This is a genomic window from Streptomyces bugieae (genome assembly GCF_036352915.1).
Lineage (GTDB): Bacteria > Actinomycetota > Actinomycetes > Streptomycetales > Streptomycetaceae > Streptomyces > Streptomyces endophytica.
The window spans coordinates 780259-800111 of the sequence record NZ_JAZBJP010000002.1 but is presented as its reverse complement, the minus strand read 5'-3'; the positions used below and the strand labels follow the sequence as shown (position 1 = coordinate 800111).

At 73.4% G+C, this 19853-nt stretch carries 17 protein-coding genes and 1 pseudogene; 5 read left to right on the top strand and 13 right to left on the bottom strand.

What is annotated here, in order from left to right; all coding sequences use genetic code 11:
- Positions 1-13: 13 nt before the first annotated feature.
- The 12 genes and pseudogenes from V2J85_RS08715 to V2J85_RS08660 form a co-directional block, all read right to left on the bottom strand.
- Complete coding sequence (locus tag V2J85_RS08715) at positions 14-406, bottom strand: DUF6578 domain-containing protein (protein WP_330821122.1); 393 nt, start codon at positions 404-406, stop codon at positions 14-16.
- 45 nt (positions 407-451) lie between these two features.
- Positions 452-1651 carry an MFS transporter gene (locus V2J85_RS08710; protein ID WP_330821121.1) on the bottom strand — a complete coding sequence of 400 codons (1200 nt, stop codon included), beginning with the start codon at positions 1649-1651 and terminating at the stop codon, positions 452-454.
- A 106-nt stretch (positions 1652-1757) separates the two neighbouring features.
- A complete protein-coding gene (locus V2J85_RS08705; RefSeq protein ID WP_261954158.1) occupies positions 1758-3563 on the bottom strand; it encodes a M4 family metallopeptidase in 1806 nt (601 codons plus the stop codon).
- A gap of 409 nt (positions 3564-3972) precedes the next feature.
- A complete protein-coding gene (locus V2J85_RS08700; RefSeq protein WP_261954157.1) occupies positions 3973-4272 on the bottom strand; it encodes a hypothetical protein in 300 nt (99 codons plus the stop codon).
- 211 nt (positions 4273-4483) lie between these two features.
- A complete protein-coding gene (locus V2J85_RS08695) occupies positions 4484-4669 on the bottom strand; it encodes a hypothetical protein (protein ID WP_261954156.1) in 186 nt (61 codons plus the stop codon).
- Positions 4670-4810: 141 nt separating this feature from the next.
- Positions 4811-5929: a PP2C family protein-serine/threonine phosphatase gene (locus V2J85_RS08690; RefSeq protein ID WP_261954155.1), complete on the bottom strand. Its 1119-nt coding sequence runs from the start codon at positions 5927-5929 to the stop codon at positions 4811-4813.
- 20 nt (positions 5930-5949) lie between these two features.
- On the bottom strand, positions 5950-6663 hold the full coding sequence (locus V2J85_RS08685; RefSeq protein WP_330821120.1) for a flavodoxin family protein: 714 nt from the start codon (positions 6661-6663) through the stop codon (positions 5950-5952).
- A gap of 97 nt (positions 6664-6760) precedes the next feature.
- Positions 6761-9484 (bottom strand): fumarate reductase/succinate dehydrogenase flavoprotein subunit, encoded by a 2724-nt coding sequence (locus tag V2J85_RS08680; protein ID WP_261954153.1) that lies wholly within the window; start codon positions 9482-9484, stop codon positions 6761-6763.
- A 13-nt stretch (positions 9485-9497) separates the two neighbouring features.
- Positions 9498-10277 (bottom strand): ABC transporter ATP-binding protein, encoded by a 780-nt coding sequence (locus tag V2J85_RS08675; protein ID WP_261954152.1) that lies wholly within the window; start codon positions 10275-10277, stop codon positions 9498-9500.
- Positions 10274-10624, bottom strand: a pseudogene (locus V2J85_RS08670) (ABC transporter permease); the annotation flags it as partial. The pseudogene V2J85_RS08670 and the gene V2J85_RS08675, both read right to left, overlap by 4 nt.
- Positions 10625-10685: 61 nt before the next feature.
- Positions 10686-12092 (bottom strand): ABC transporter substrate-binding protein, encoded by a 1407-nt coding sequence (locus V2J85_RS08665; protein WP_330821119.1) that lies wholly within the window; start codon positions 12090-12092, stop codon positions 10686-10688.
- 13 nt (positions 12093-12105) lie between these two features.
- The gene (locus V2J85_RS08660; RefSeq protein WP_330821118.1) at positions 12106-12333 is read right to left on the bottom strand and encodes a 4Fe-4S dicluster domain-containing protein; all 228 of its coding nucleotides are present in this window, start codon (positions 12331-12333) and stop codon (positions 12106-12108) included.
- Between the two features lie 353 nt (positions 12334-12686).
- Between V2J85_RS08660 and V2J85_RS08655 the strand changes: the two genes are divergently transcribed.
- From V2J85_RS08655 to V2J85_RS08635, 5 genes are all read left to right on the top strand, one after another.
- On the top strand, positions 12687-13592 hold the full coding sequence (locus V2J85_RS08655; RefSeq protein WP_330821116.1) for a DMT family transporter: 906 nt from the start codon (positions 12687-12689) through the stop codon (positions 13590-13592).
- 13 nt (positions 13593-13605) lie between these two features.
- Positions 13606-13941, top strand: a complete 336-nt coding sequence (locus V2J85_RS08650) for a PASTA domain-containing protein (protein ID WP_261954149.1) — start codon at positions 13606-13608, stop codon at positions 13939-13941.
- Between the two features lie 163 nt (positions 13942-14104).
- Positions 14105-14656: a MarR family winged helix-turn-helix transcriptional regulator gene (locus tag V2J85_RS08645; protein ID WP_261954148.1), complete on the top strand. Its 552-nt coding sequence runs from the start codon at positions 14105-14107 to the stop codon at positions 14654-14656.
- Positions 14653-17247 carry an MFS transporter gene (locus V2J85_RS08640; RefSeq protein ID WP_330821115.1) on the top strand — a complete coding sequence of 865 codons (2595 nt, stop codon included), beginning with the start codon at positions 14653-14655 and terminating at the stop codon, positions 17245-17247. Before V2J85_RS08645 ends, V2J85_RS08640 begins: the two co-directional genes overlap by 4 nt.
- 135 nt (positions 17248-17382) lie before the next feature.
- Positions 17383-18843 (top strand): SDR family oxidoreductase, encoded by a 1461-nt coding sequence (locus tag V2J85_RS08635; RefSeq protein ID WP_261954146.1) that lies wholly within the window; start codon positions 17383-17385, stop codon positions 18841-18843.
- Here V2J85_RS08635 and V2J85_RS08630 read toward each other — a convergent pair.
- On the bottom strand, positions 18822-19778 hold the full coding sequence (locus tag V2J85_RS08630) for a LysR family transcriptional regulator (RefSeq protein ID WP_261954145.1): 957 nt from the start codon (positions 19776-19778) through the stop codon (positions 18822-18824). The two genes, V2J85_RS08635 and V2J85_RS08630, sit on opposite strands and share 22 nt — an antisense overlap.
- Positions 19779-19853: the final 75 nt, after the last annotated feature.

The window sequence follows — 19853 nt, the reverse complement described above, 5'->3', positions numbered from 1 at the left end:
GCCCGTCCGTGCCTCACCGCGGCGGGGCAGCGAGATCGACGAGGAAGCCCACGAAGTCGAGTCCGTCGCGGCCGGACGTCCACCGGCGGGCCGAGGACAGCGGGGTGAGCGTGCCGCTGCCCGGCACCGGATGGCGGGTGCGATCGGGCTCGCCGGGCAGCGGCGCGAAGCGGCAGTGCACGGCGCTGATGCCGGTGACGGTGCCGCGGACCGGCGCCGACTGCTGGGGGGAGCCGCCGTGGTGCTCCTCGACCGCGTCGACCGTGGCCGCGGTCTCCGCGCCGAGCACCTTGGTCAGCCACTCCCGGTCCGGTGCGACGACCGCCCAGGACACCTCCGCGCCGAGGGCGAAGGGCTCGCCGCAGCACTCCATCTGCCAACTGTCCATCCACACCCTGGTGTTCATGCCTGTCGATTGTGCCGTCCCGGCTCGGCCGCGCGGTCCCGGGCGTCAGTCGTCGACGGCCGGCGGGTGGCGCAGGACGTACAGGCCGACGGCCACCGCGAGCACGATGACGCAGCCGGCGAAGGTGAGGCCGGCGCCGCGCAGTCCCAGTTCCATGGTGAGCGCGCCGACCCCGACCACCGGTAGCGAGATGCCGAAGTAGGCGACGAGGAAGAACGCCGAGATGGTGCCGCCGCGGTGCTCGGCGGGTGCCGCCCGCCCCACGGCGGTCAGTCCGGCGCGGAAGGCCAGGCCCTGGCCGGTGCCGCCGCACATGGCGCCGAGGACCAGCACCGGCAGTGAGATGACGGCCAGTGAGGTGGCCACCAGGGCCAGGCCGGTCACCAGTACCAGGCAGCCGGCCGGCAGGGCCTTGCGCACCCCGATCCGCCCGGCGAGGGACTGTCCGACGGTGGAGCCGAGGAACACGGAGAACACGATCGCCCCGGCGACGGCCAGGTTCGTCACGCCCAGCGTCTGACCGACGAAGCTCGGTGCGACGGCGGTGAACAGGCCCAGCAGCGCGAAGCCGGCGAACGCGGCGACGGCCGAGGGCGTGAACACGCCCCGTACCTCGGGCGGCAGCCGGAGCCGTTGGGGGCGCAGGCGGTGCGGCCGGTGCGGATCGCGGACGGTCTCCGGCAGCAGCCAGGTCGCCACGGCCGCCACCGCCAGCAGCACCAGGTGTACCGCGAACGGCAGGACCAGCGGCCAGGGCGCGTACTGGGCGAGCAGCCCGGACAGCAGCGGGCCGCAGCCGAGCCCGCCCATGTTCGCGGCGGTCGCGGCGAACCCGGCATGCGCCTCCTGGCCCGGCTTCGCCAGTTCCAGTACGGCCGCGGTGGCGGCGCCGCTGAACAGCCCGGCGGCGAACCCGGAGAGCACCCGGCCCAGGAACAGCAGGGGCAGCCCGCCCTCGAAGATGAAGCAGAGCGCGCTGGCCGCGGAGAGCGCCAGGGCGCAGAACAGCACCGGGCGCCGGCCCACGTCGTCGGAGACGTTGCCGGCGAGCAGCAGCACGGTGATCACGCCGAGGGCGTACACGGCGAAGACCACGGTCACCATGAGCTCGGAGAATCCGATCTCCTGGCGGTAGAGCCCGTACAGCGGGGTGGGGAGGGTGGTGCCGGCCATGCCGATGGCGAACACGCCCGCCGCCACGGCGTATCCGGGACGCCGACCGGTTGCCTTGCGATCGCTGATCATGGCCTCAACGTAGGCTCCGGCCGGCCGCGGCGTCGAGGAGCGCGGCGCGGAACGGCACGGTGCCCCCGCCGGGTGGCGGGGGCACCGCTGGACGGGCGTCCGGGGCTCAGTGCTTGGCCGACGGGGTGTTGGCCGCCGTCACGTTCACCGCCGCCCAGGCCGCCTTCACCGTCTTGTACTCGGTGCTGGTGGCGCCGTACAGGTCCTTGGCCGCGTGCAGCGTCGCGGACCGGGCGTCGTGGAAGTCGGTCGTGGAGACCATGTACCGGGTGAGCGCCCGGTAGAAGATGGCGAGCGCCTTGGTGCGGCCGATCCCGGTCACCCGCGAGCCGTTGTAGGTGGGGGAGTCGTAGGCGACGCCGCCGATCGTCTTCTTGCCGCTGCCCTCGGCGAGCAGGTAGAAGGCGTGCGAGGAGACGCCGGAGCCGGCGTGCACCTCGGTGTCGTAGGACGCCTTCGACCAGTAGTCGACGGTGCCCTCCAGCTTGTCGAGCGACGGCTTGTCCAGGCGGCGCAGGAACTTCTGCTCCAGGCCCAGCTTCTCGCCCATCAGGTAGTTCGGCGGGTTCTTCGGGTTGTTGGTGGCGAATTCCACCGCGCTGCCGAAGATGTCCGCCAGCGACTCGTTGAGCGAACCGGGTTCGCCGAACTGGTTGCCCTCCTCGTCGACGCGGGTGGGCTGGAGGTTGGCGGTGGCGTCGACCACGCCGTGGGTCAGCTCGTGGCCGGTGACGTCCAGGACGACCAGCGGCTTGGCGAACGTCTTGCCGTCGCCGTCGCCGTAGAGCATGCAGCCGCAGTCCGACGACCAGAAGGCGTTGCCCACGTTCTGGCCGAAGTGCACCAGGGCGTGCGCGCCGCGGCCGTCGTTCTTGATGCCCTTGCGCCCGAACGTCTTCTTGTAGAAGTCCAGGGTGCTGGTGATGCCGTACTGGGCGTCCACGGCGGCGGTGGCCCGGTCGCTCGTGGTGCCGTTGCCCCAGCGGTTGGTGGCGGAGGTGAACGCCTTGCCGCCGGAGAACTTCTCCAGCTCCTTGTCACCGGCGTCGCGGGTCTCGGTGTTGCCGCGCGTGCTGTCCTTGAGGACGAAGGACTTCTTGGCGGTCTGCGTCGTGGACAGCGGCACGCTGCCGACGAAGAAGGACGCGCCGGTGCCCTTGGCCGCGGCGGGGTAGCCGGGGGTGGTGGCCGCCTTGTCGGTGGCCGGCGCGGCGGGGGCGAACTGCCGGGTCGCGGGGTTGAGCCGCTCGCCCCGCTTGCGCAGCTTCGCCTGGAGGGCCGGCGACAGGAACGAGTCGTTGGCGGGGGTGTTGCTCAGCACCGCACCGGTGGCCGCGTCGAGGACGACCGTACGGGCGCCGCCGGCTTCGTCGGTGCGGCTGTCCGCCACCTCGACCTGGTAGGCCAGGGTGAGCCGGTCGTCGCGGGCGTCCACGACCAGTTCGGCCGTACCGGCCTGGCCCTCGGCCACCTTGGCGGCCTTCGTCTCGGCCTGACCGGCCGACAGCTTGGGGTCGGTGTCGGAGAGGTCGACCTGGTGCCGGTAGGCCCGGGTCACGCCCTCGTACGCCGAGTGGGCGCTGAGGTGGACGACGAGGTCGCCGCCGAGAACGGGCAGACCGCGGTGGGTGCGGACGAAGCGGACGTGCTGCCGGCCGTCCGGGTCGACCATCGTGTCGACGGCCTTGAGGGTGTCCTTCTTGCCGACTCCGGTGGCCGAGCCGTGCGCGACCGCGGCGGCGCGGGCGGCTTCGACGATCTTGTCGGGGGAGGAGGTTGCGGAGGGGGCGGCGGCCGGAGCGGCCGTGTTGTGCGCGGTGGCGGCGCCCGCCACTCCGGCCGTCAGGGTCGCGGCCGTCGTCACCGCGACCGCGATGGCCAGGCGGTGGCTGCGTATGTGGGGTCTACGCACAGATGTGGGTCCTTAGCGCTGCGGGGGCGGTGGCCTCGCCAACCGCCCGTACACGCGGTGCCGTTGGGCACCGCGGGGGCCGATCGGCCCCGCGCAAACCCTGGTCTGCCTGGCATGAGCATGTAAAGCCATATGCTCGGAATGCGAGATTCGTGGTGAAAATTTGACAATTGATCACCTTTGGGTGATGGCAAGGTGACCAACGGTGCCTGTATCAGGGGAGACCCGATGCGACCGGAATTGGTTGCTCCGCCGACGCGGCAAAAAGTCCACGACCCGTCAGGTCGTGGACTCGCAATCCCGGGACGCGGCCCCGGACTTCAGTGGAGGATTCCGGCACTCACGGACGTTCCGGGCGTCGCTCGCGGACGATCCGGGCGCCCGGTGTCCGCTGCGGCGCCGGTGCCTGTCAGTGCTCCTGCCGGTGGAACAGCTCGTCGAGGGAGGCCTCGGCCCGTTCCCCGCCGCGGACCGCCTCCACCACGGCCTGGTGGAAGCTGCGGCTGGCCGCTTCGGAGTCGCAGGGCACGGGGCTGCCGGCCATCGTGTACCAGTCCGAGGACCCGGTGTACTGCACAGCTACGTGCGCCAGATTCTCCGACCAGGTCGTGTGGATGGTCAGATCGCCGTTCATCACGCCGATCTCCTCCGCGCGCACCGCGCCGGGGAGCGCGTGGATCCCGACAGTGGTCCAAGATGCCCAGGTCATGGTGTTCCCCTCGGCGGCAAGGGCACCGGCCGGCTGCCGGGCGCGGTGTCTTTCAGTTTCGCACCTGCCGTCCGGCGGCGCACCGCATGCGGGGGCACGGATTCCGCCACGGACCCGGGACGCACGGTGACCGCCCGCTCACCCCGGGACGGCCGGCGCGGCCCGCGGCGGACGGCTCCGCGCCGGTGCGGTCGGCGTCCCGGGGCGGCACTCAATCGATGACCGTATGGAAGAACGTGACCCCGGCGCCGAACGCCGCTCCGCCGACCAGGGCGGCGGACGCCAGGGTTCCGCCGTTGACACAGGTGAGCACACCGGCGCCGAGGGCGGTGAGGGCGCCGAGCAGGAAGATGACGGCGGCGCGCTGGCTCAGCAGGGCTGATCTGTTGTCGGACACATCAACTCCGATCTGCGCGGGAGCGGAGGACCGCTCGGGGCGGATGCTGATGCTCTGATCGATCTTCTCATCCCCCGCCCCGAATCCCCGGTATCACACGCTGTCGGCGCAGGTCGGACGCCCGATCCGGGGAATACGCGGTCAGCCGTCCGCCGCCCGCCGGGTGACCGCGAGCACCGCCATGTCGTCGTCGCGCGGCCCGCCGGTCCAGTCCTCGACCTCCCGCACCAGGACGTCGATCAGCTCCTGCGGACCGCCGAACGGCCCGCGGCCCGCGAGCTGCGCCGCCGGGTCGTAGAACCGCCCGCCGCGGTCCCGGGCCTCGGTCACCCCGTCGGTGATCAGCAGCACGGTGCTGTCCACCGGGAACGGCACGTCGACCGGCTCCGGCCGGGCCGCCCCCAGCCCGCCCATGCCCAGCGGCAGCCCCGGTTCACCGGTCGCGAGCGGCCGCACTGCACCGTCCCGGCACAGGTACGGCGCCGGATGGCCGCAGTTCAGCAGTCTCAACTCGCCGCTCTCCGGGTGAACTTCACCCAGCAGGGCGGTGATGAAGCCCTCCAGGCGGCTCTCCTCCGGGAGTTGCTCGCCCGCCCGGAGCACCGCCCGCTCCAGCCGCTCGGCCAGCCCGGTCAGCTCCGGCTCCTGCTCCGCCGCCTCCCGGAACGCCCCCAGCAGCACCGACACCGCGCTCACCGCGCCGAGCCCCTTGCCCCGTACGTCGGCGATCAGCAGCCGCACCCCGTACGGCGTCCGCTGCACGGCATAGGCGTCACCGCCGATCCGGGCCTCGCTCTGGGCGGCCTGGTAGCGGGCCGCGACGGCCAGCGTCCCGATCCGCTCCGGCGGGGCCGGCAGCACGGCGAGCTGCGCGGCCTCCGCCACCATCCGCACCACATCCAGGTGGCGGCCGTGCCGGGCGATCACCCGGTTCACCCCGACGCCCATCAGCGCGGCGAACAGGGTGTTGGCCAGCTCCAGATGACCCACGCTGGTACCGGCGGTGCCGTCCTTCACCGTCAGCGCGAACACCCCGAGCACCAGGACCAGCCCGACCGCGACGGTGTGCCGCAGCGAGAGCAGCGCACCCGCCGTCACACTGGCCGCCGTCAGCATCGGATCGCCCCAGTAGTCCTGCGGCGACAGCGCGTCCCAGAGGAGACCGCCGGCCAGCAGGACGGCCGGGGCCAACCGTGCGTAGCGGGGCCAGCGCACGGCCGGCGGGCGGAGGGCGGGCGCGGACGCGTGCGGATCGGCCACCGCCGACCCGGCCCGGGCGCTCAGCGGTGCTCCGGATTGGCCTGGTCCGCGCGGCAACCGGCGTCCCACTCGGTGCGCTGGTTGCCGTGCGCCGGGATGCCGCCGGCCCGCTTGAGCATCGCCGCGACATGCATCAGGTTCCAGCTCATGAACGCGGTGTTGCGGTTGGTGAAGTCGTTCTCCGGGCCGCCCGACCCCGGGTCGAGGTACGACGGCCCGGGCCCGGCCTCACCGATCCAGCCGGCGTCGGCCTGCGGCGGGACGGTGTAGCCCAGGTGCTGCAGGCTGTAGAGGACGTTCATGGCGCAGTGCTTGACGCCGTCCTCGTTTCCGGTGATCGGACAGCCGCCCGCCCGGCCGTAATAGGCGTACTGGCCACGCTCGTTGAGCACGCTGGAACAGGCGTAGAGCCGCTCGATGACCTGCTTCATCACCGAGCTGTTGTCGCCGAGCCAGATCGGCCCGCACAGCACCAGGATGTCCGCGGCCAGCACCTTGCGGTACAGCTCCGGCCAGGCGTCGGACGCCCAGCCGTGCTCCGTCATGTCCGGCCACACCCCCGTCGCGATGTCCTCGTCGACGGCCCGGATCACCTCCGTCGCGACCCCGTTGCCCTCCATGACGGCCCGGCTCCGCTCGAGCAGGCCCTCGGTGTTGCTGATCTCCGGCGTGCGCTTGAGCGTGCAGTTGATGAAGAGTGCGCTCAGGTCGTCGTAGCGGTAGACGGGGGCCATCGGAACTCCTTGCACGGTCCGGCTGCGCCTCGGGGACGTCTCCCCCGAGCCTTCAACCCGGCCGTGCCCGCGGCCACCCGGACGGCCCGAACGTGTGTCACCCCTTCGCTGCCGGCCGGGCGTAGGCCCGGACATCGGCGTCCGGGTCGTCGGCGGCCGTGGCCAGCGCGCTCCGGGCGTCCGGCCGCCCGGCGTGGGCGCGCAGTGCCAGTACCGCGGCCCGGCGCACGTCCGCCTCCGGGTCGGCCAGGGCGGAGCCCAGCGCGGGCACCGCGACGCCGGGCCCGGCGGCGGCCAGCGCCCGGGCGGCGCCGGCCCGGACCTGCCACGCCGGGTCCCCCAGCGCGCCGACCGCGGCCGCGTCGTACGGCGCCGGGCAGCCCGTGGTGGCCAGCGCCCCCAGCGCCGCGGCCCGTACCAGCGGGTCCGGGTCGGCCAGCAGCGCCGCCAGGTCGTCCGGGCCGCCGGCCGTGCCCAGCCCGTGCGCGGCCGCCACCCGTACCTCACGCGACCCGTCCCCGGCGGCCCGCCGCAGGTCCGGGACGGCGTCCAGGGACACCAGGGCGCGCACGGCCTGGATCCGGACGTCCACGGCGGGATCGTCCAGCGCACCGGCGAACAGCGCCGCATCACCCAGGCGCAGCGCTCGCAGCACCTCCACCGCGGCCGCCCGGACCGCGGCGTCGGGGCCGTCGTGCACCGCGGCGGCCAGCGGCGCGCCCAGCTCCGGTTCCGGCTCCAGCACCTCGACCAGCTCCCGTAGCGAGGCTCCGGCCGCGGCCCGTACGCCCGGGTCGGGATCGGCGAGGGCGGCCGCGAGCGCCGGGCCGGTGCCGGCCGGCACGCCCTCGGTGAGCGCGTCGACCGCGGCCCGCCGGACGGCCGGGTCGGGATCGGTCAGGTAGGGCCGCAGCGCCGCCAGATCGGGTTGCTCCTCGGCGAGGGCGAGCAGCCCGAGCAGCCGCGGCGAGGGGCCGGCCGCGGCCACCGGGTGCGCCGGCCCGCCGCCCGGTGCGCCGTCGCCGGCCGTCCGGGACCCCACCGGCGGGGTGTCGCGCGGGCCCGCGGTGGCGACCTGCTCCGGCTCGACCTCCCCGAGGAACCGGGACGGGCCGCCGGCCGGCGCGTACTCCGGCACCGGGACCACGTACGGCTCCACCGGGCGGGCGGTGAACTCCATCCGGCCCGCCGTCGACCGGCGCAGATCGAGATGGTGCAGCCAGCGGGCGTCGTCGGTGGCCGGATGGTCGGTGCGATGGTGGTACAGCCCCCAGCGCGATTCGGTACGGGCCAGCGACGACCGGGCGGCCATCTCGGCGCAGTCGCGGATGAAGTGCACCTCGGCGCAGCGCATCAGCTCGTGCGGCGTACGGGCGCCCATCCGGTCGATCTCGCCGCGCATCCGCTCGAAGTGCTCGACGGCCAGCGACAGCCGGGCGCCGCTCTTGGGCGGCGCGACGTAGTCGTTGACGAAGCGGCGCAGCTTGTACTCGACCTGTTGCTGCGGCGGGCCGTCGGGGTGGCGCAGCGGACGGTAGATCAGCTCGTGCGCGGCACGCAGCTGATCCTCGGGCAACTCGCCCTCGTAGGCGCGGTATCGGGCCGCGTCCTCGCCCGCCAGATCGCCGAAGACGAACGCGCCGATCATGTAGTTGTGCGGGACGCAGGCCAGGTCGCCGGCCGCGTACAGCCGCGGCACGGTGGTGCGGCCGTGGTCGTCGACCCGTACCCCGGACGCCGAATGGCCGCCGCACAGCCCGATCTCGGAGATGTGCATCTCCACGTCGTGGGTGCGGTAGTCGTGCCCCCGACCGGCGTGGAAGGTGCCGCGGGTGGGGCGCTCCGTGGTGTGCAGGATCGTCTCCAGGGCGGCGACCGACTCCTCGGGCAGATGACTGAGCTTCAGGTACACCGGGCCGCGGTCGGAGGCGACCTCGGCCGCGAACTCGGCCATCATCTGCCCCGACCAGTAGTCGGACGTCACGAACCGCTCGCCGTGCCGGTTGACCTGGTACCCGCCGAAGGGGTTGGCGACGTAGGCGCAGGCCGGGCCGTTGTAGTCCTTGATCAGCGGGTTGATCTGGAAGCACTCGATACCGGTCAGCTCGGCGCCCGCGTGGTACGCCATCGCATGCCCGTCACCGGCGTTGGTGGGGTTCTCGTACGTGCCGTAGAGATAGCCCGAGGCGGGCAGCCCCAGCCGGCCGCAGGCGCCGGTGGCCAGGATCACCGCGCCCGCCCGGACCGTGGTGAACCGGCCCGTACGGGTGTGGAAGCCCGCGGCCCCGACCGCCCGGCCGTCGTCGCCGGTCAGCACCCGCACCGGCATCACCCGGTTCTCGATCCGGATCTTCTCCCGCATCTCGCGCCGCCGCAGCTGCCGGTAGAGGACCTTCTTGACGTCCTTGCCCTCGGGCATCGGCAGCACGTACGAGCCGGACCGGTGCACCTGGCGGACCGCGTACGCGCCGTGCTCGTCCTTCTCGAACTTCACGCCGTACCGCTCCAGCCGCTGCACCATGGCGAAGCCGCGGGTGGCGGTCTGCCGGACGGTGGACTGGTCGACGACGCCGTCGTTGGCGCGGGTGATCTCGGCGACGTAGTCGTCGGGCTCGGCGCGGCCGGGGATGACCGCGTTGTTGACGCCGTCCATGCCCATGGCCAGCGCCCCGGAGTGGCGGACGTGCGCCTTCTCCAGCAGCAGGACGGACGCGCCGCGCCCGGCGGCGGTGAGCGCGGCCATCGTGCCGGCGGTGCCGCCGCCGATGACCAGGACGTCACAGACCAGTTCCTCGGCGTCGTCGAGTGCGGGGATGTCCATGCGGATCTGCCTTTCAGCTGCTCAGAGAGGCGAGGGCGGTACGGCGCAGATCGGCCGTGGCCGGATCGGCGTGCGCCGCGCGGTCGCGGGGGCGGGGTACGCGGACGACGCGGGGGGTCCGGCCGGTGCCGAGCAGTGCCACCCGGTCGCCGAGGAAGAGGGCCTCGTCGACGTCGTGCGTGACGAAGACGACGGTGGCGCCGGTGCCCCGCAGCACCTCGACGAGGAGTTCCTGCATCCCGGACCGGGTCCGGGCGTCCAGCGCGCCGAACGGTTCGTCCATCAGGACCGCGCGGGGCCGGCCGGCCAGCGCGCGGGCGAGCTGGGCGCGCTGCCGCTGGCCGCCGGAGACCTGGTGCGGCAGCCGGGCGGCCTGCTCGCCGAGCCCGACCCGGGCCAGCCGGCCGGCGGCCCGCGCCCGGCGCTCGGCACGCGCCAACCCCCCTATGGCCAGCGGGAGTTCGATGTTGCCCCGCAGGGTGCGCCAGGGCAGCAGGGCGTCCTCCTGGAACACCAGGGCGCGGTCGGCGGCGGGCCCGGTGAGCGGCTCGCCGTCCTGGCTCAGCCGGCCGCCCAGCGGGGGCAGCAGACCTGCGAGGGTGCGCAGCAGCGTGGACTTGCCGCAGCCGGACGGGCCGACGACGGTGAGGATCTCGCCCGGGGCGACGTCCAGGTCCAGGCTGTGCAGAACGGGCGCACCGGGCCGGCCGGGCACGGCGCCGGCGAGGGTCAGCCGCAGGCCCCGCGCGGGCGCCCCGGCGGGTGCGGTGGCGGTGAGTTCGGTGTCGGTCATGCCCGCTCCCCGGTCGTCGTCAGGCCGGTGTGCGCCGGAGCCCGTCCCACGTAAGAGGCCTCGGCCGGCAGCGCGCGCTCGGGCGCCTGGCCTCCCTCCGTACGGGGCAGCCGGCGCGTCGGCGCCTGACTTCCCTCCCGGTGGGGAAGCCAGCGCACCAGGCGCCGCCCGGCCAGTTCCACCGCCGTGGCGGTCAGCCGTCCCAGCAGCCCGATGGTGGCCATCCCGACGAAGACACCGGGGTAGTCGACGATCGTGTAGTCCTGCTAGGTGCGGTAGCCCACGCCGTACTCCCCGGAGATCATCTCCGCGGAGATCACACAGATCCACGAGACGCCGATGCCGACCAGCCGGCGAGCGCCGCCAGGACCGCCGTGGCACGCCGGGCGCGCCGGGTCCACGGCGCGCTCACCGGGCCTGCTCCAGGGCGGCGGCGTAGTCGACGGTGCGCGCGCCGGCGTGCTTGCGGGTCCAGGCGTCCGCGGTGGCCCGGGTGACGAACGGCAGCAGCCGCCCGCCGTCCCGGACCCAGACCGCCTTGTCGGCGAACCAGCGGCTGCCGGTCGTCGCATCGGCCACGTACGCGGCCCGCACCGAGCCGCGGTGCGCGGCGACGAACCGCAGCAGCGCCGCCGGATCCGCGAAGGAGTGGGTGCGGTCCTCGCCGCGCAGCCACACCTCGTCGGCGGAGGGGGGTGCGGTGGAGCGCACGGCCTTGGCGTATCCGCTGCCGTAACTCGCCTTGACGTAGCGGTCGTTGACGAAGGAGTCGACATCGACCGGCCCGGTCAGCCGGGCCGCCCGCAGCACCGGGACGTCCTTCTTCAGCGCGGCGATCAGCTGCGGCTTGAGGGTCGGGTCGAAGGTCGCGATGCCTCCGGCGCCGTTGCAGAGGTAGACCACCTCGGCCGGCAGCCCGGTGGCCCTGGCGACCCGCTCGGCGGCGTCGACCGGGTGGCGCTGCACGTACCGGGTCGCGTCCCGCTGGGCGGCGAGGAACGCCTTGACCACACCCGGGCGTTGACCGGCGAAGGCGTCCCGCACGGTCACGCCGTGGAAGGTGGGCAGACCGAGCGCGCCCCCGTCGTAGAACGCCTGCGCCTTGCCCTGGAAGGCGAGCAGCCCCGGCCAGGCGACGAACTGCGAGAGCGCGTCCGCGCTGCCCGACTGCAGCGCCGAGGCGCCCACCGCCGGCTGCTGATTGAGCTTGTGGACGCCCTGCTCCGGGTCGATGCCGGCCCGCTGCAGGGCCCGTACCAGGGTCCCGTCGGAGGCCGAGCCGACGCTGCTGGAGACGTTCTTGCCGCGCAGGTCCGACAGCGAGCGCAGCGCCGAACCGGGCTTGGTGACGATGGTGTTGAGCGCCCCGCGCAGGTTGTAGCCGGTGACCGACACCAGCCGGGTGGGGGCGTGCAGCTGCTTGCCGCGGGCGGCGTTGATGAGCAGCGGGAAGTCGCTCATCGAGCCGATGTCGACCTTCCCGGCGACCTCCCCCAAGGCCTTAAGGGCCAGGGGGGACCCCCTCGCGGTGATCGGCGCGCCGGTCGCGTAGTCCTGCCAGTCGACCTTGTACGTCTTGCCGTCGCGCGTGCCCTGCGCCCGCAGCTCCCGCTCGAAGTAGCCGAGCGAGCGCAGCAGGGTGCCGGCGGTGACGGTGTTGATGGTCTTGGACTGGTAGCCGACGGTGACGGTGACGTGCTTGCCGTCGCCCGCCTCCGCGGCGCCGCCGCAGCCGGTGAGGGCGAGGGGGAGGAGCAGGGCCGCTGCCGCGAGGGGGATCGCGCGCTTCGTGCGCTTCAGGGTGGAGTGCCGCATGGGGACGTGCCTCTCATCGCAACAAATAGGGCATGTTGACCGTGACCGCGCCGGTGGGACAGCGAGCGGCGCACGGGCCGCAGTACCAGCACTCGTCGACGTGCATGTACGCCTTGTTGCTGGCCGGATCGATGGCCAGCGAGTCCAGCGGGCACATGTCGGCGCAGAGCGTGCAGCCGTCGATGCACTTGGACTCGTCGATGGTCACGGGCACGTCGGCCCGTTGCGAGGTCAGAGGCATGGCGGTCTCCAGGAGGCGGGGAGGCTGGGGGAGCGGGAGGCGGGAGCGGGGCGCGGACCGTGTGGGGGAGCGGCGCGCCGAGTTGCCGGGGCGTTCGGCCGGTATGCGGGGACCATAGCGATGCATTCCGGCCAGTGGTGTTGCCGCAGTATTGCGCCACCCACGGACCGCGAGGCACCTACCCTGACCTGCCCTTTTGTCAGGCCGGAGGGAAGATCTGCCACCGGGCGGTCCGGGCCCGTACGGTGCCGCCGGCCGGACCGGGCCGGCCCTCGTGTCGGCAGGCCGACGGTGCCTCCTCCGGTTAGCGTCGAAGCGCTGAGGCTCCGCCGCCGTGCCCGGGAGGTTGCCGCATGGCCACATGGCCGGCCGTGCTCTTCGCCCTGCTCGCCGCGGCCAGCAACGCGCTGGCCACGGTGCTGCAGCGGCGTGCGGCCCGTACCGTCCCGCTGGCCCCCGGCCTGCGCCTGGGCCTGCTGGTCGACCTGTTGCACCGGGCCGCCTGGCTCGGCGGCATGCTCGCCGTCATCGCCGCGGCCTGCTTCCAGGCGCTGGCGCTCTCCCAGGGCGCGCTGTCCGTGGTCCAGCCGATCTTCGTCCTCGAACTCCCGCTGGCCCTGCTCATCGGCCGGCTGCTGCTCGGCGGGCGGATCTCCCGCGACGGCTGGACCGGCGTGGCGCTGATCGTCGTCGGCCTCGGCTCCGCGCTGGCCGCCGCCGCCCCCACCATCGGCACCGACCATGCCCCGCTCGACCGCTGGGTGCTCGCCCTGGCGGTCTGCGCCGCGGTGATCGGGACGGCGGTCGGGGCCGCGCTGCGCCGCGGGGCCGGCGGCGTACGGGCGGCCTGCTTCGCCGCCGCCGCGGCCGTCTCCTACGCCCTGACCGCGGCCCTGATGAAGGACGCCACGCACGCCTGGCAGACCGGCGGCCCGGCCTCCTTCTTCGCCTCCTGGCAGACCTACGGCTTCGCGGCCGTCGGCGTGGGGGCCCTCTTCCTCTTCGAGAACGCCATGCAGTCCGGGCCGCTGACCGCCTCCCAGCCGGTGCTCACCCTGGGCGATGCGCTGGTGAGCCTGTCGCTGGGCGTCACCCTCTTCGACGAACGGGTCCGCACCGGCTGGTGGCTGATCCCCGAATGCGCCGGCATCGCCCTGGTCCTGTGGGGCGCCCGGTGCCTCTCCCGGGTCGCACTGGCCAGGGACCTGGTCGCCGGTAAGGAGACCCCTTCGGCGGTAAGTGACCGGCCCGCCTGCTGATCGTTCACCGGGGATGAACCACACCGGCACCGTCAGAACCGTCCTCGCCACGGCCACCGCCGTCACGGCCCTCGCCGTCTCCCTGGTCGGCCCGGCCGCACCGGCCCGCGCCGACGGCCGCCCGATGCCCGACGTGACGGGCAAGAACCTGGTCGCCGCCTACGGGGAGCTGAACTACACCACCGCCGTCCGGTTCCGGGACGGCCGCGGAGCCGGCCGCATCGTGCTCTGGCCTGCCTCGTGGAAGGTCTGCGGCCAGGACCCGGCACCGGGCACGCCGATGGACGACCGGAAGATCACGCTGACCGTGGTCAAGGCCACCGAGGAGTGCGCGGCCCCGGCCGCGTGAGGACCACCGCGGTGCGGCCATCGCGGGCCGCCGGCCGGCCGCACCGGAAACGTATCCGCCCCCGGTGCGCGGCACCCCTTCTGAGACGCTAACCTTGCTAGGTACAAGCAATCTATTCGCCGGATCGAGCCGGCTCGATGCCGCACCGCTAAGGATCAACACGATGAGTAAGGGTCTCGTCCCGGGATGTGACCGGGCGGCCCCGCAGATCACCGTCGAGTCGGCGCTGGAAGAGGCGGCGGCCGGGCTGGGAACGGAGATCGTCCGTTTCTCCCGGCTGCTCGCGGCCTGGAAGCAGCGGGCCAAGACCGACGGCGGCGCCGCGGACCGGGTGCTGCTGGCCCGGCTGGTGGTCGGCGGGGACCAGCGGGCGACCGACCTGGCCGCCGACGCGTTCCTGGACCTGTCGACGGTCAGCCGCCAGGTGCGCTCGCTGGTCGAGCGCGGCCTGGTCGCCCGCCGTCCCGATCCGGAGGACCGCCGCGGGTCACTGCTGACCGCGACCGACGCCGGACGGGCCGCGTTCGAGAACTACCGGCGCCAGCGCGACGCCGAACTGGCCGCGCTCCTCGCACCGTGGTCGCCCCAGGACCGGGCCGACCTCATCCGGCTGCTCGGCCGGCTCAACGAGGACATGGCGACACGACAACACACACGGCTGGGTCCCGGGGGAGACCAGGGTGCCGCCGTGGAGCAGGGAGAGATACGTACATGAGCACCACCTCCCCGCCCGAGGCGGGAGCCAAGGCGATACCCGGGTCCGGAGTGCTGACCCACCGTCAGATCCTCACCATCCTCAGCGGCCTGATGCTCGGCATGTTCCTCGCCGCGCTCGACCAGACCATCGTCAGCACGTCCATCCGGACCATCGCCGACGACCTGCACGGCCTCAGCCAGCAGGCCTGGGCGACCACCGCCTACCTGATCACCTCGACGATCGCCACCCCGCTGTACGGCAAGCTGTCCGACCTGCACGGCCGCAAGCCCTACTACCTCACCGCGATCAGCATCTTCGTCGCGGGCTCGGTGCTCTGCACCTTCTCCACCTCGATGACCGAACTCGCCGCGTTCCGCGCGGTGCAGGGTCTGGGCGCCGGCGGTCTGATGTCGCTGGCGCTGGCGATCATCGGTGACATCGTTCCGCCCCGCGAACGCGCCCGCTATCAGGGCTACATGCTCGGCACCTTCGCCACCTCCAGCGTCGCCGGACCGCTGATCGGCGGCGCGCTGGCCGGCCAGGACCAGCTGCTCGGCGTCACCGGCTGGCGCTGGGTCTTCCTGGTCAACGTGCCGATCGGCATCATCGCGCTGTTCGTCGTCGCCAAGGTCCTCAACATCCCGCACACCCGGCGCGACCACCGCATCGACTGGTGGGGCGCGCTCACCATCTCCGTCGGCGTCGTCCCGCTGCTGCTCGTCGCCGAGCAGGGCCGGGAGTGGGGCTGGGACTCGTCCCGGTCGATCGCCTGTTACGTCATCGGCGCGGTCGGCATCATCGCCTGGATCTTCGTGGAGCGGTGGATCGGCGAGGACGCGCTGATCCCGATGCGACTGTTCCGCAACGGCACCTTCAGCAAGACCAGTCTGATGTCCGTGCTGATCGGCATGGGCATGTTCGGCGGGATGCTGATGATCCCGCAGTACCTCCAGATCGTGAAGGGCGCCAGCCCCACCAGGTCGGGTCTGGAGATGCTGCCGCTGATGGCGGGCATGCTGATCGCCTCGATCGCGTCCGGCCAGATCACCGCCAAGACCGGCCGCTACAAGGTTTTCCCGATCGTCGGCACCGCGCTGATGATCGCGGCGATGCTGCTCTTCCACTACCGCGTCCAGTGGGACACCCCGCTGTGGGAGACCATGGCCTACATGCTCGTCTTCGGCCTCGGCCTGGGCGGCTGTATGCAGACCCTGGTGCTGGCGGTGCAGAACGCCGTCCCGCCCAAGGACATGGGTGTGGCGACCGCGTCGTCCACCTTCTTCCGGCAGATGGGCGCCACCGCCGGTACCGCGATCTTCCTGTCGGTGCTGTTCAGCACCGTCGGCGACAAGATCGCCTCGGCGTTCCGGGACGCGGCGGGCACCCAGCGCTTCCAGGCCGCCCTGCGCGACCCCGCCGTCCTGCACGACCCGGCCAACAAGCCGGTGCTGGACATGCTCAAGCACCCGGGCAACGGCAACTCCTCGGGTGTGCTCAGCGATTCGTCGTTCATCCAGCACCTCGACCCGCGGCTCGCCGAGCCGTTCAAGCGCGGCTTCGCCGACTCGATGCACACCGTGTTCCTCATGGGCGCGGTCGTCGTGGCGCTGGCGTTCCTGCTGATGTGGTTCATCAAGGAGGTGCCGCTGCGGCAGATCTCCGGACTGCAGGCACGGGCCCAGGCGGAGGCCGAGGCCAACGGCGAGGCCTCGCCCACCGCGGAAGCCGCCGGGACACCGGCCGAAGCGGTCGCACCCGCCGAGGTCGCACCCGCCGAAGCTCCGGCCGGGAACCCCGTTCCGGTGCCGGCACAGACCCCGGCGACCGCCGCGGCCGACGCCACCGGCCCGGCCATCAGCGGCGCGGTCCGGGACGGTTCCGGGCAGCCGGTGACGGGCGCCGCGGTCACCCTGATCAGCGTCGGCGGGCGGCAGCTCGGCCGTACGCAGACCACGGACGACGGCGGCTACGCGCTGCCCACCACGGGCGCCGGCACCTATGTGCTGATCGCCTCCGCCGGTGCCCGGCAGCCGCAGGCCGTCACCGTCGTGGTCGGCGACGGACCGCTCACCTACGACCTGGTGCTCAGCGGCGCCGCCGGGCTCGCCGGCGAGGTCCGCGAGGAGAAGGGCGACGAGCCGGTGCCCGGTGCGCTGGTCGTGGCGACCGATGTGCGCGGCGAGGTCGTGGCCTCCGGCGTGGCCGGCCAGGACGGCGGCTTCGCCTTCGGGGAACTGACCCCGGGCAGCTACACCCTGGCCGTCAGCGCCGAGCAGCACCGCCCCTCCGCCCTCCAGGTGGAGGTCACCGCCGGCACCCGCAACTGGTACGAGATCCGGCTGACGCTCGGCGCCCAGGTCCGCGGCACCGTCCGCACCGCCCAGGGCGCCCCGGTGGACGACGCCCGGGTGACCCTGCTCGACCCGGCGGGCAACGTGGTCGGCACCGCCACCAGCGGCCAGGACGGCGAGTACGTCTTCACCGACCTCGACAGCGGCGAGTACACGCTGATCGCCAGCGGGTACCCGCCGGTCGCCAGTCCGCTGCGGCTCGGTGCCGCCGGGCAGGCCGACTGCGACATCGAGCTGAGCCATGACGCGGTGAACTGACGGGCCCGTCGGTGGTGTGCGGGGCCCGGTGCGCGAGCGCACCGGGCCCCGCACCGGTTTGGCGGACCCGGCCCCGGCTACGTACAGTTCCGCCGGTAGAGCAATCGAACACAGATCCAGGAAGCGGCAGCGGCGATGACGGTGACCGAAACAGGCCGGGCCGAGGGCACGGGCATCGATGCGGAGCGCATGGCCATCTGCCTGAGCGTGCTCCAAGAGCTGGACGCGCTGCCGATCGACCACCCCGACGCGGTCACCATACGCCGCGCCACCTCCGGCATCTACCGCAAGGTCAAGCAGCGCCGGCGGCAGGAATCCCGGGCGGCGAAGACGGCCAACGACCGGGCGGTCACCGCGGCCACCGCCACCGGCGCACCCGACCGGATCGACGACGAGACCCAGGGCCTGGCCCTCACCAGCTCCGTCACCACGGAGATCGCCGGCATCCTCCAGCGCCCCCGCTCCTGCTACGTCTGCAAGAGCCGCTACACCGAGGTCGACGCCTTCTACCACCAGCTGTGCCGCGACTGCGCCAAGGAGAACCGCGCCCGCCGCGACGCCCGCACCGACCTCACCGGCCGGCGCGCCCTGCTCACCGGCGGCCGCGCCAAGATCGGCATGTACATCGCGCTGCGGCTGCTGCGCGACGGCGCGCACACGACGATCACCACCCGCTTCCCCAACGACGCGATCCGCCGCTTCACGGCCATGCCGGACAGTGCCGACTGGCTGCACCGGCTGAAGATCGTCGGCATCGACCTGCGCGACCCGGCGCAGGTCCTCGCGCTCGCCGATTCGGTCGCCGCCGAAGGCCCGCTCGACATCCTCATCAACAACGCCGCACAGACCGTGCGCCGCTCACCCGAGGCGTACGGGCAGCTCGTCGCCGCCGAGTCCGCACCGCTGCCGGCCGGCGAACTGCCCGCCTCCCTGGTCCTCGGGCACTTCGGCAGCGGCGCCCCCGCGGCACTGCCCGCCGTCCCGGGCACCGCCGGCGCGCTCACCGCCGCCGACGTCACCGCGCTCGCCCTGACCACCGGCTCTGCTACCCCCGCCCGGATCGCCGCGGGCACCGCGATCGACGCCGGCGGGCTGGTGCCGGACCTGCACGCCACCAACAGCTGGATCCAGAAGGTCGACGAGGTCGACCCGGTGGAGCTGCTGGAGGTCCAGCTGTGCAACATGACCGCACCGTTCCTGCTGGTGAGCCGGTTGCGCCCGGCGCTCGCGGCGTCCGCCGCGCGCCGCAAGTACGTGGTCAACGTGTCCGCCATGGAAGGGCAGTTCAGCCGCGGCTACAAGGGCCCCGGCCACCCGCACACCAACATGGCCAAGGCCGCGCTGAACATGCTCACCCGCACCAGCGCCCGGGAGATGCTGGAGACCGACGGCATCCTCATGACCGCCGTCGACACCGGCTGGATCACCGACGAACGCCCGCACCCCGAGAAGATGCGGCTGGCCGAGGAGGGCTTCCACGCCCCGCTCGACCTGGTCGACGGCGCGGCCCGGGTCTACGACCCGATCGTCCGCGGCGAACAGGGCGAGGACCTGCACGGCTGCTTCCTCAAGGACTACGCGCCCAGCCCCTGGTGATCCCCGGCCGGCCCGCCGCCCTCCCCGCCCGCCGGCACCGGCAGGGCCCTGTGCAGCCGGTCGAGCAGCGCCCGGGCCGCGGGCGTCGGGCCGGCCGTCCGCCAGGCCAGGGCGACCCGGCCGCGCGGCCGCGGGTCGGTGAGGGCGAGCGTACGCAGCCCGTGGTCCGCCGCGGCCCCCGGCGGCAGCGCCGGGATCACCGCCACCCCGAGCCCCCGCGCGGCGAGCTGCGCCAGCGCCTCCGGGGCCGCCGCCTCGAACGCGATCCGCGGCCGGATGCCGGCCTGTGCGCAGGCCCGTTCCAGCACCCCGCGCAGGCCGGTCCCGCGCGGCAGACTGATCAGCGGACGGTCGTGGAGCTCGGCCAGCGGAACATCGGCCCGGTCCGGCGGGGTGAGCAGCGGATCGCCCGGGGCCACCGCGGCGACCAGCGGCTGGTCGACCACCAGCCGCAGTGAGATGCCCGGCGGGGCCTCCTCCTGCGCCAGGCCGATGACCGCGAGGTCGAGCTCCCCGCCGTGCAGTGCGGCCAGCATCCGTTCCGAGGTGTCCTCGGTGAGGGAGATCTCCACCTGAGGGTGGTCGTCGTGGAAGTCGGCCAGCAGGGCCGGCACCTCGAAGGCGTCGAGGGCGGCGCCCGAGACCAGGCCGAGCGCGACCCGGCCGCGCAGCAGCCCGGTGAACTCGTCGACGGTGTGCCGGATCCCGTCGACGGCGGCGAGCGCGGTCCGGGCGTACCCGAGGACCGCCGCGCCGACCTCCGTCACCGTCACCCGGCGGCCGGAACGGTCCAACAGCGGCTGCCCCAGCTCCCGTTCGAGCTGCCGGATCTGCGCGCTCACCCCCGGCTGGGACAGGTGCAGCCGGGCGGCGGCCCGGGTGAAGCCGCCCTCCTCCACGACCGCGACGAAGTACCGGAGCTGATGGAGTTCCATGCCGGCGATCCTAACCAGTCCCATAACCACTGCTTCTGGGAGGCAGAACCAACTGCTCTTGGACTTATGGCCGGT